Here is an 11,167-nt window from a genome sequence, read left to right on the forward strand (position 1 = left end):
CCATTTAGGATTTCGTACTATTTATAGATTTTATATTTCTAAGTTTATTTCCTCAAAAAAAGTATTAATATTAATACAAGCGACTTCAAATTTATCGCATACATCAGGTATCTTAGCTGATTTACTTGGTTGAGATATGTTTAAATTCACATTCCGTGTTTCACTCGTGACTAATGTTAAGTTTAAATCTTTAGCGATGGCTATGAGCCAAGGATCCGCAATCCTTTCATGTGCCCAACCTTTATCAGATGTTAATGCTTTATCGTTATAAAATGGACTATTCTGTAAATAACTAAGTACTTCAGTCCATCCAATTACAAAATCCTTATGATTAATTATATCATTAGTATAATTTTCTGTAATCCAATTATTAAATTTTTCGTCTTGAAATTGCTCATTTAAAACAATTTTGGGTATAACTACGCTCTTATTAATTATATCTTCAAAAAACAACCAAAAACTAGGAAAATAATTAAATTTATAATATCTATCATAAAAATCAAGGTAAATATTAGTATCCAAAAGATATTTTGTCATTACCTTCTTCCTTTCTTCAAGGTTTTAAAGCCTTTATAACCAACACCTAAGATATTAAATGCATCTGTATAGGTTATACGATTTTGCTTCAAAGCATTATCAACATATTTAAAGAAATCTTGATCTAATCTAAATAATAAATTCTTATTATAGTCACCGCCTGTACTTTTAGTTAACGGTCGTATGTTATTATAATTTTTTTCTAATTCGTGAATTATTTCTGTAAACTTATTTTTTGAAATGTAATTTAAATCCAATAATCTACGAGCTATAACATATTGACTTACATTGAATTTGCGTGATAGTGACTCAATATCTTGATTAGTATACATATTCAATTCGGATTCTGGAACTAACAATTCAGCAGTAACTTTATTTACGAAAGCTTCAGTAGGATCAAATTGATATGTATCAGTTTCAATAACATTAAAAATATCATCAATATTTAAAAATATATGGATAAATTCATGAATTAGAGTAAATAGTTGTCCATTTTTACTGTCTTTCTGATTAACAAATATAATCGGTGCTTTTTTGTCACTTAGGACAAATCCTCTAAATTCATTTATATCCAAATTTCGATGTGTATCATCTTTAATCTTTCCATTAAAAAAGACAAAAACACCTAGATTATTCATTCGTTCTCTGAAAAATTGTATTGGATTTTTATTAACTGCTTTATAATAATCTTTAGAAATATCTAAATATTTTCTTACCACATCTGCCAGCACCATATAGTTATCATGGATAGTATATTTCCCAACAAATTCTATTTCATAGTCAATTTCTGACCTTAAAAAATCTTGTTTGAGCTCCATTTCAGAAATAGTATCTTTCAGTTCCGCGCTTACTCCTTCAAGATTTTTTGAATTAAAAGTTCTAAATGACAATCTATCATTGTCAATTTCAATAGGTTCTTGTAACATTAGTAATCCGGTTGGAATATTGATGATTCTCGCAATGTCTGACAATTGGTTAAATGTTGGGTTTTTTTCGCCGCTAATCACTTGATTATAAACACTGACTTTATCTTGAAGTCTTTTAATAGGAGTTTGTGACTGTCCAACATAGTACGATAAAACATCTGTATTAATATCTAGTCTTGTGACCACATTCTCACCTCTTTTGACTTAATTTCAATCTAATTATAACAAGAATCTTCTAATCTAGAAAGAAAAATTAATATTTCTATAGAATATTCATAATATAATTATACATTTTCAAGAAGTTATTATCATGCGCGCGACGGTACTCATTCAAATTTCCGGTATGTCGTGAGGGAGCACGACACTCCGTATTCCCATTTGCGGGGCGTCGTGAGGGAGCACGACACTCCGTATTCCCATTTGCGGGGCGTCGTGAGGGAGCACGACACTCCGTATTCCCATTTGCGGGACGTCGCGACACTCCACGACGCCCCGCAACCCATAAATCCCTCATAAAACAAGAAAAAACCCACCGATCTGGTGGGTTTCCTCTTTTATAACTAATCTTCTTGATCGAAATCTTTGATTTTCATCAGACGTGTAATTTCTGCCCGTTCATTTTCGTCAAGTTTCATTTGAATAGTTTTGATTGTTTCTTCCAAGTCTGGAATTGTTCGTTCGTGTAAGGCATTTACTCGGCGTCGCGTTCTTTCGATTTCATTCGCCAATAATTGACTCGTCTTTTCAAGTTCAGCGAGTTTTAACATTTTAGGTAGAACATCACTGAATTCTTGTAAAGTTTCATCTAAGTCTGCGTTCGAGTTGATGTAACCATAGTTCAGTGACTGATCATCTTGGTCATCTGAACTGAAGTGCATTTTAGGCACTTTTACACTCATCATATTTTCCTTACGAACATCTACCGTTACATCGTATTGAGGGACTAATGAAATCTGTTCTAGATATTCCTCATGCAGTAAAGCTTTTGCCAAGGCAAAGTTTTGCATTCCTTTTTTCAGGTGGCCCTCAACTTCTTGACGATAGGCATTGTTCTCACGAATTAATTCGATAAAACTACGCATTAACCCGTCTTGTTTGTCTTTTAAGACATCATGCCCGCGTGTTGCTAATGCTAAACGGTCTTTCAGACGAGCAAGTTCCATTCTTGTCGGATTAACGTTTAGTTGTGCCATCGCTTATCACCCTTCCTCAGTCTTTGGTAAGTACTGATCCAAGTGTTCCTCACTAATACGAGTTAATTCTGTACGCGGCAAGATACCTAATAAGTCCCAACCAATTGCTAATGTATCTTCAATTGTTCGGTTTGTGTAGTAACCTTGGTTCACGTAACGTTGTTCAAATTCATCTGCAAACTCTAAGTATTTCAAGTCACTGTCCGTTAAGGCAGAGTCCCCTAATACAGAAGCTAAACTTTTCGCTTCTTTACCTTGAGCATACGCAGAGAAAATTTGGTTCATAGTAGATGCGTGGTCCGCACGTGTCTTACCTTCCCCAATCCCGTTATCTTTCAGACGTGATAATGATGGCAAAACATCTACTGGTGGTTCAATACCTTGGTTATACAACTCACGAGATAATAAAATTTGTCCCTCAGTAATATAACCGGTTAAGTCAGGGATCGGGTGAGTGATATCATCTTCCGGCATGGTAACAATTGGAATTTGAGTCACTGATCCGTTAGAACCTTCGATACGACCTGCACGCTCATAAAGTGTCGCTAAGTTTGTGTATAAGTAACCTGGGTAACCACGACGTCCCGGCACTTCACGTCGTGCTGCTGATACTTCACGTAATGCGTTCGCGTAGTTAGTCATATCTGACATAATTACAAGCACGTGCATGTCTTTTTCAAACGCTAAATATTCAGCGGCTGTCAGAGCCATACGTGGTGTTGCGATACGTTCAATAGCTGGGTCATCCGCTAAGTTGATAAATACAACTGAACGGTCGATCGCACCAGTTTCAGTAAAGTCATTAATGAAGAATTCTGCCTCTTCGAAAGTAACCCCGATAGCTGCGAAAACAACCGCGAACTTCTCATCTGAATTGACTACCGACGCTTGACGTGCAATTTGTGCAGCCAAGTCTTGGTGAGGAAGTCCAGATCCAGAGAAGATTGGTAATTTTTGACCACGAACTAATGTGTTTAAATGGTCAATCGTTGATACTCCTGTTTGAACAAATTCGTTTGGATACAGACGTTTAACCGGGTTAATTGCTTGCCCGTTAATATCTAATGATTTCTCAGGAATTAAATCTGGTCCACCATCAGCAATTCGTCCCATACCGTCAAAACGGCGTCCAATAATATCTTCAGACACATCTAATGTTAATGGGTGTCCTAAGAAACGGATTTTTGTATCCATTTTGTTGATTCCTGCTGAACCTTCGAATAATTGAACGACAGCTTTATCGTCTTTAACTTCTAGTACTTGGCCTCGACGTGTTTCGCCGCTACCTAATTGAACATCTACAAGTTCGTCGAATTTTACTCCTTCAACGTCTTGAACCGTAATTAACGGATCGACTATTTCAGTAATACCTCTATAATCTTTTAACACGTTAGACCTCACCTCCATCTTGCATCACTTGTCTTAACGTATCATCAATCGCTTTACGAATTTCTGCGTAAGGCGCTTCTGTGTTATCTTCGATATATTTCATACGTCCGATACGCTCTCTTAAGTTAACTGTTCCATTTAAGATACTGTTAATTGAAGCTCCAAGCTCTAAAGTCTCGCGACCTTTCTCTTCAAAATAAAGAATTGTTTGTAACATTTGAGCTTGTTTCTCTAAGTCCGTAAATGTATCCACATCATCATAAGCGTTTTGTTGTAAGTAGTCTGTACGAATCATTGCGGCTGTTTGTAATTTCAAGCGGTCTGTATCTGATAAAGATTCAACCCCTACTAAACGAACAATTTCTTCTAATTCAGACTCATCTTGTAGTAAAGCACGCGTATGTTTAACCATTGAATCCCAATCGATTCCTAAACGGTTACCCATAATAATATTCATATCTGAAGAATATAATGAGTATGATGTTAACCAGTTTACTGATGGGAAGTGACGACGGCGAGCAAGCGTTGCATCTAGTCCCCAGAACACTTTCGCTACACGCATTGTGTTTTGTGTTACTGGTTCAGATGTATCTCCTCCGGGAGGTGATACCGCTCCAATCGCTGTGATGTCCCCTGTACGTTCTGGTTTACCTAAAGTTTCTACTTTACCAGCACGCTCGTAGTATTCTGCAAGTCGACTACCTAAGTAAGCTGGGTAACCTTCGTCCCCTGGCATCTCTTCTAAACGACCTGAGATTTCACGTAATGCCTCTGCCCAACGAGAAGTTGAATCCGCCATAACGGCAACAGAGTAACCCATATCACGGAAATATTCTGCGATTGTAATCCCTGTATAGATTGACGCTTCACGAGCCGCAACCGGCATATCTGATGTATTGGCAATTAAGATTGTACGGTCCATAATTGATTTACCAGTATGTGGGTCAACTAGTTCTGGGAATTCGTTAATAACCTCTGTCATCTCGTTTCCACGCTCACCACAACCGATATAAACAACGATGTCCACGTCTGCCCATTTAGCAATCTGATGTTGTACAACAGTCTTCCCTGCACCGAATGGTCCAGGAACGGTTGCTGCTCCACCTTTAACTACTGGAAATAATGTATCAATGACACGTTGTCCAGTAATTAATGGCTCATCAGGTGTACGTTTACGTGCAGTTTTACGTCCTTCACGGATTGGTGAAGATTGAATCATGTTAAATTCTTTCACTTCACCATTTTCTAATTCAACAGTGTATAAAGTATCTTCTACTTTGAATTCACCATCTTGAATTGATTTAATTGTTCCTTTTGTACCTACAGGTACCATAATTTTATGTGAGATAACATCAGTTTCAGGAACTTCACCGATGATATCTCCTGATTCGACCATGTCTCCAACTTCAACATTTTTTGTAAAATTCCAAATTGTTTCACGATCTAAAGCTGGTAAGTGAACTCCACGGTCTAAGAATGAATTATTTGATAATTCTGCTAGTTTTTGTAGTGGTCTTTGAATACCATCAAACATTCCAGCAATTAATCCAGGTCCTAATTCAACTGATAATGGTTTTCCTGTAGGTTTTACAGGCTCTCCAGGACCGACCATTGAAGTCTCTTCATAAACTTGTACGTAAACATTTTCGTTACGAATTTGGATAATTTCACCAACTAAGTTAGCGTCACCAACGTAACAAATGTCACGAATTTTTGCGTTATCTAAGCCCTTTGCGACTACCAAAGGACCAGATACTGATACGATTGTTCCAGAATCCAATAATAATACCTCCTATAGAATATTTTGACCGACGGCTTTTTGCACATTTTCTTGAACGCGCTGTAAACCGATACTTTCAGAATCACAATCACTTGGGATTAGAATGAAGGCCGGCATGAATTCATCATCATATTTTTTAATAATATCTGGTATTTGTTGTGCCAGATTTTCAGTAATAAAAATCACACCGTAATCATCTTTTATGATATCTTTGACAACTTGACGTCCTTGTTTTGCGTCTGTTGTATAAAATACATTCATTCCTAACATCCCGAAAGCGTAAACTGTATCTTTCTCTCCTACGATAGCGATTTTATACTGCATAATCTAATCTCATCCTATCTCTAACAATATCTGATTCAATGTTATTAATTTTACCTGTTAAAACCAATCGGATATTCTTCACTTCAATCTCTTTCGCACTAATGAACGCTAAGACAGGTAACGGACCAAAAACAAGGAATCTTGCTTGTTGTAAATACGTTTCCGTTGCATTATCTATTGCTTGTTCAAAGCGTCTTAAGGAGAATTTTCCTTGATCATCCATTGCTTCAGCTACAATATCACGGTAATCAGGTGAGTCTGAAAAGACACGAATCGCATTCTCCATCCCGCCTTCAGCCACTTCAACAAAGTAATCTGTTGAAATCGCTCCTTCGTTAGTGATTGTTGCTTGTAAGTGTGTTCGACCACGATCATTGGCCATCGCTCTAAAGAATATCGACATATTTGTATTATCAATTAACTTTTCAATATAACGTGTTACGTCATGATCGGCAATCTCTTCCGATAATCGCTTCAAATGATGGACGTAAGCACGGTCTACGAAAATATCAATATCATTCAACCGAGGTGTCTCCGCAAATTCAATTCTTAGATTGTTGATGTTTTGCATATACCATTTTGGTAAAACATCCGATTGTCCTTGAGAAACCGCACGGCGAAATTCATAAATGGGATATAGCCCGATATCAATTAATGTTTGGTCAAAGTCTTTACCCGTAAGTTCTTCTTTGAATAACACTTTGATATTGTGATAAGCATAGCTTAAAGTCATTAATTCTGAAAGTACGGGACTTGGCGATTGATCCATAATCCATTGGTAAGTTTCTTTCAACTCATCCATTAACATATCGTCATACTCTCTCGTTTGAATCGCTTCTTCCATACCATCACGGTAACCGGTGTCGGCTAATACTCGAACAGCATCCTCATAGGTTTTGGCTGATAACATTCGGTCATAGTCACTTTGCTTTAGGAGATTAGTCTCTTGTACGCGAACCGTTGTATTCAACGGTCCATATGAACTATCTTGCATGTAATCCACCTCCTATGATTTTTTGAAAATTTTATCAACGATAAGTGTTTGTAAAGAACTCGCCTTCTCTTCCACTAAGTTATCGAATAAATAATTGTATTCTATACTTCCTTGGCGTAGGACAAAGCCTGCTTTGTCAGCGACTGTCTCATTAGAAACTGTCGCATTCACTTGAAGCGAGTTATTTAATAAGTCACGTGTTTTTTCACCTAAAACAATTTCGTATTGTTCAGGATTTGAATAGTCATTTAGAACACTTTTGATGAATTTTGTTGTTGTTTCAGCATCAAGTTGTTCAAATGAGTGCTTCACTTGAGCAATATAATCGCTTATAATTGCTTGCTTTGTCTCTAATATTTGGTCCCGTTTCTTTAAACTTTCACTGTTAAGCGAAATGTCTAATTGATGTTTGCTCTCTTGTTCAAGATTAAATTTACGTTTAACAAATGTTTGTTTTAGATTTTCTTTTTTAGTTTCCGTTTCGGCCGCTTGCTCTTGTTCGTAAGCGTGGACCGCTTGGTCAACCTTGGCTTGTTCTCGTTCGATAACACTCTTGGTTAATCCATTAATGTCAGCCATCTACTCACTCCTCTCTTGTCTACTTGTAAAAGCAGTAATTAAACTAATAAGAACATAAGTAGAGAAATTACGAATCCTAGAATAGCGTATGTCTCAACCATCGCTGAGAATACAATCCCTTGTGTAGAGTTTTCTGGTCTTTGTGCAATGATTTGCATACCTGCAACTGAAACGCGCCCTTGTGCTGGTCCTGAAGTCAGACCTGTGATTGCTACTGGTAAAGCACACATAACATAGTGCCATCCTGTTGAAGTATCCATTCCAGCATCTAATTGTAATAACATTAATAAACCAATTACGAATCCGTATAAACCTTGTGTCGCTGGTAATAGTTGTAAAACTAATGCTTGTCCAAATAATTCAGGTTTTTCTTTAACTAAAGCTGCAGCAGACTCCCCTGCGATACCTACACCACGTGCTGATCCAATCCCTCCAAAGACTGTCGCAATTGCTGCTCCTAATCCTCCAAATACTAGACCAATGTTTTCTCCGAATAATGTTTGTAGAAATTCCATTTTATTAATTCCTCCTATTTATTGTTATAATTTTTTTGAATCCAAACTTCTTTTTCAAGTGGGCTTAAAGGCTTGAATGCTTTTCCACCTGTTTCATAAAACTTACCAAAGAACTCAACGAATTGCAGACGCATTGAATGCACGTAAGCTCCTAAATAAGTGATGAAGATATTTAAGGCATGCAATGCCAAGAATAATAATATTCCGACTGTGAAACGTACAAACGGCGGTAACAGTCCTACGATAAGATTAAATGCCATACCAATATTCGCACCCGCAACGGCTAAGGCAGTTAAACGTGTATAACTGACGATATCACCAATCATCCCCGCTAAATCAATTAAACCAAAGGCTCCTTGTCCGAGACCAATCAGTGGGTTTTTCGCTACAATCATATTGACAACAATCATTCCAATCACATTCCCAAGTAATAGTACTAAACCAATAGTATTTAAAACAGGTATTTCAAGAATGAAGTTGATCGCTATGATTGCCCCACCAATGAGCATCAAAATTTGTTGTAGTGCATCTAAATAAGAACTACCATAATCTTTTTCTTTCAATGTTAGATAGAACTTTAATGAATAACCCACTAACAAATGAACTAAACCTAACGCAACAGAGAATATCATCACTTCAATAACTTGTGATGATAAATTCATCACACCAAATGGTAGTGAGAATCCAAAGAAACTTCCAAAAAATAAGCCAACTAGAATTGTTCCAACTGACATATATTTAAATGATTTCAAGGTTTTTCTCATACCTGGATCTAATTCGAAAAACATAATGGGGATGAATGTTGCGATAAACAACAATAATCCGTACCCTACATCTGCACTCATTAATCCAAAGAATAACACTTGAGAAAATGAGAAAAACGGTGTTGGGTCGATTGAGTTATACTTCGGTGTTCCATATTGAAGAGTTAAAGTTTCAAAGGGTGTACTAAACGCACTATTCTTCAACTTCACTGGAACTTCATCTAAGTTATCTTCTTCAGGATCAACATCATATGTAAAGATTGCAAGGTTGTCTTCACCAATTACATGATTAATATTCACGATATTATCTGATACTTCGTCTGCATCCATCCACCCTTTAAGAATAAATAAATGAGAACTATCTAGTAATAATTGACTCGCTTTCTCACGTTCGATTAAGTTCGCATAATATTCTTGAGCTAATTTTAAATTACTCAATAATTGACGATTAGATTTGAAACGCTTCACAAGTTCGGATTGCTCTTCGATCATTCTTTTACGTGTACTTAGTACCTCTTGAAGTTCTTCTTTTGGTAACTTATCGTACTCGTAATCTAATTCAGTGAAATTCGAACGTCTGACGACTTCTTGAACATCCTCTTGATGTTCTTTAGAAAACACAATCGTGTAACCGCTTGTATCTTCAGTGTAGTATACCTCTTGAACCAATACTTCATCAGTAACGTTCATTAAGTTGTCTATGAATTCAGTTGAATCTTCAGTATCAATCGAACCAACAACGACATCAAAATGCTTAAAGTCATCAGACTGCTTAAGTGAGAAGTCTAAGTTAGTCCATTTTCTAAGAAAACGTTCCTTCTCTTCAAGTTCTGTAATCGCTTGCCTTAACTGTTCCAACTCGGAACGTTTTTCGCTAACCAGTCTTAGCAGTGACTCAAGATTCATTGAATTTACTTCTGTTTCAAGTTCTTGCAGCGAGTAAACTTTACGTTTCTCTCGCATTCGTTTGATAAAAGACGGTTGTGATCCGTATTGTTTCAGAAATTCTATTGCGTCTTCAATCTTATTTAGAGTGTAACGATTCAGTTTTGAATCTTCTGAATTCAATGACGCACCGTCAAAGAAGATATCAAGATCTGCTTCCTCCACTTCTTCAAAAGGGACGATTTCAATTCCTTTTAATTCTTGAAGGGATTCGAGTAATAATTCTTTATTCGCTTGCTCCGCGATGATTGTTACCCGCTTCATGACTGAAATTGCCATATTGACTCATAACCTCCTTTATTCCAGCTTGAATGAGTTCTCCTTTATGAGTTTGATAATCATCTTGGGCATGTCGCCGATAATTATCCACTTCATAATTCACTCTTTCACGGACTTCGGCTAATTCTTGATTTCTTTCTTGCTCCAATTCAGAAGCAACGCCATCAAGCGACTGCTCTAATTCTTTGCGATAAGTTTCAATTTTTTCTTTTTCATTTTCACGAATCGCTTCTTTTTTATCCGCTAATTCTACTTTCATAGAATCAATTAAATTTTCAGCTTCTATTACTTTTCCAATTATATCCTTGCTCAATTTTTACTCACCCCTAACATTTTTAAGTATATCATAAAAAACGTTCACACCCTAGCCCTATGCGGAAAGTTACCCCTTTTTTCTGAAAAAAGTCGCGTTCCTTCCTATTTAAATATTATTTAATTTTACTTGCTAATTTCTGTCCATTATGTGAATTATTCTGACATAGCTCTCTGAATCGACGTCATTTTGTATTTTTTAATTATACTTTTATATTTAACTAAAAATTTAATCGTATATCAGATGAATTTTCATTCATAAAAAACATACTAAGATTAGTAGTGAGAAGTCCACGACGGTGGATTTTTCACTACTATTTTTTATATGGTAGATATGAAGGAGAGATCGTGAGGCTTTTTGGTTAGTAAACCGAATAAAAAACTGGTCCACTTCATATCCTTATAAGAATCTGTTTTGAGTATGTTGGGCCCTTGAGGTCGTGTTTAGGAAATTGGAATCGGTAAGGTTAAATGAAGACTTCAAATTATATAAGAAAGGGATAAAAAAATGGATGTTATTGCTTTAGACGTAAGTAACGGACGAAGTTATTGCGTATTCTATCAAGATAATATATGTCAGTTTGAAGGAGAGATAAAGCATAATAAGAAGGGATTTATGCGGATTAAACA

The 11,167-nt window shown here is 36.3% G+C and carries 11 protein-coding genes; all 11 read right to left on the bottom strand.

All coding sequences use genetic code 11. From position 1 onward, the window contains the following. Positions 1 to 30 precede the first annotated feature (30 nt). Positions 31 to 537 (bottom strand): DUF4411 family protein, encoded by a 507-nt coding sequence (locus FEZ33_RS07110; RefSeq protein ID WP_138404710.1) that lies wholly within the window; start codon positions 535 to 537, stop codon positions 31 to 33. Beyond that, entirely contained in the window at positions 537 to 1,649 is a 1,113-nt protein-coding gene (locus FEZ33_RS07115; protein WP_138404711.1) for an ImmA/IrrE family metallo-endopeptidase, read from the bottom strand. Before FEZ33_RS07115 ends, FEZ33_RS07110 begins: the two co-directional genes overlap by 1 nt. A gap of 374 nt (positions 1,650 to 2,023) precedes the next feature. After that, on the bottom strand, positions 2,024 to 2,656 hold the full coding sequence (locus tag FEZ33_RS07120) for a V-type ATP synthase subunit D (protein WP_138404712.1): 633 nt from the start codon (positions 2,654 to 2,656) through the stop codon (positions 2,024 to 2,026). 6 nt (positions 2,657 to 2,662) lie between these two features. Continuing rightward, complete coding sequence (locus FEZ33_RS07125) at positions 2,663 to 4,063, bottom strand: V-type ATP synthase subunit B (RefSeq protein WP_138404713.1); 1,401 nt, start codon at positions 4,061 to 4,063, stop codon at positions 2,663 to 2,665. Continuing rightward, a complete protein-coding gene (locus FEZ33_RS07130; protein ID WP_138404714.1) occupies positions 4,047 to 5,825 on the bottom strand; it encodes a V-type ATP synthase subunit A in 1,779 nt (592 codons plus the stop codon). Before FEZ33_RS07130 ends, FEZ33_RS07125 begins: the two co-directional genes overlap by 17 nt. A gap of 12 nt (positions 5,826 to 5,837) precedes the next feature. Next, on the bottom strand, positions 5,838 to 6,149 hold the full coding sequence (locus tag FEZ33_RS07135; protein WP_138404715.1) for a V-type ATP synthase subunit F: 312 nt from the start codon (positions 6,147 to 6,149) through the stop codon (positions 5,838 to 5,840). Further along, on the bottom strand, positions 6,139 to 7,143 hold the full coding sequence (locus FEZ33_RS07140; protein WP_138404716.1) for a V-type ATPase subunit: 1,005 nt from the start codon (positions 7,141 to 7,143) through the stop codon (positions 6,139 to 6,141). Before FEZ33_RS07140 ends, FEZ33_RS07135 begins: the two co-directional genes overlap by 11 nt. A 12-nt stretch (positions 7,144 to 7,155) precedes the next feature. Further along, entirely contained in the window at positions 7,156 to 7,722 is a 567-nt protein-coding gene (locus FEZ33_RS07145; protein WP_138404717.1) for a hypothetical protein, read from the bottom strand. 38 nt (positions 7,723 to 7,760) lie between these two features. Beyond that, on the bottom strand, positions 7,761 to 8,237 hold the full coding sequence (locus tag FEZ33_RS07150; protein WP_138404718.1) for a V-type ATP synthase subunit K: 477 nt from the start codon (positions 8,235 to 8,237) through the stop codon (positions 7,761 to 7,763). 14 nt (positions 8,238 to 8,251) lie between these two features. After that, the gene (locus FEZ33_RS07155; RefSeq protein WP_138404719.1) at positions 8,252 to 10,225 is read right to left on the bottom strand and encodes a V-type ATP synthase subunit I; all 1,974 of its coding nucleotides are present in this window, start codon (positions 10,223 to 10,225) and stop codon (positions 8,252 to 8,254) included. After that, positions 10,173 to 10,538 (bottom strand): hypothetical protein, encoded by a 366-nt coding sequence (locus tag FEZ33_RS07160; protein WP_138404720.1) that lies wholly within the window; start codon positions 10,536 to 10,538, stop codon positions 10,173 to 10,175. The genes FEZ33_RS07155 and FEZ33_RS07160 overlap by 53 nt, the downstream gene beginning before the upstream one ends. Positions 10,539 to 11,167 lie beyond the last annotated feature (629 nt).

The organism is Ruoffia tabacinasalis (assembly GCF_005864045.1).
GTDB classification, from domain to species: Bacteria; Bacillota; Bacilli; order Lactobacillales; family Aerococcaceae; genus Ruoffia; species Ruoffia tabacinasalis.

Coding starts and splice junctions, on each gene's coding strand:
- FEZ33_RS07110 (WP_138404710.1), bottom strand. CDS start 537: ATGACAAAATATCTTTTGGATACTAATATTTACCTTGATTTTTATGAT.
- FEZ33_RS07140 (WP_138404716.1), bottom strand. CDS start 7,143: ATGCAAGATAGTTCATATGGACCGTTGAATACAACGGTTCGCGTACAA.
- FEZ33_RS07135 (WP_138404715.1), bottom strand. CDS start 6,149: ATGCAGTATAAAATCGCTATCGTAGGAGAGAAAGATACAGTTTACGCT.
- FEZ33_RS07145 (WP_138404717.1), bottom strand. CDS start 7,722: ATGGCTGACATTAATGGATTAACCAAGAGTGTTATCGAACGAGAACAA.
- FEZ33_RS07150 (WP_138404718.1), bottom strand. CDS start 8,237: ATGGAATTTCTACAAACATTATTCGGAGAAAACATTGGTCTAGTATTT.
- FEZ33_RS07155 (WP_138404719.1), bottom strand. CDS start 10,225: ATGGCAATTTCAGTCATGAAGCGGGTAACAATCATCGCGGAGCAAGCG.
- FEZ33_RS07125 (WP_138404713.1), bottom strand. CDS start 4,063: ATGGAGGTGAGGTCTAACGTGTTAAAAGATTATAGAGGTATTACTGAA.
- FEZ33_RS07120 (WP_138404712.1), bottom strand. CDS start 2,656: ATGGCACAACTAAACGTTAATCCGACAAGAATGGAACTTGCTCGTCTG.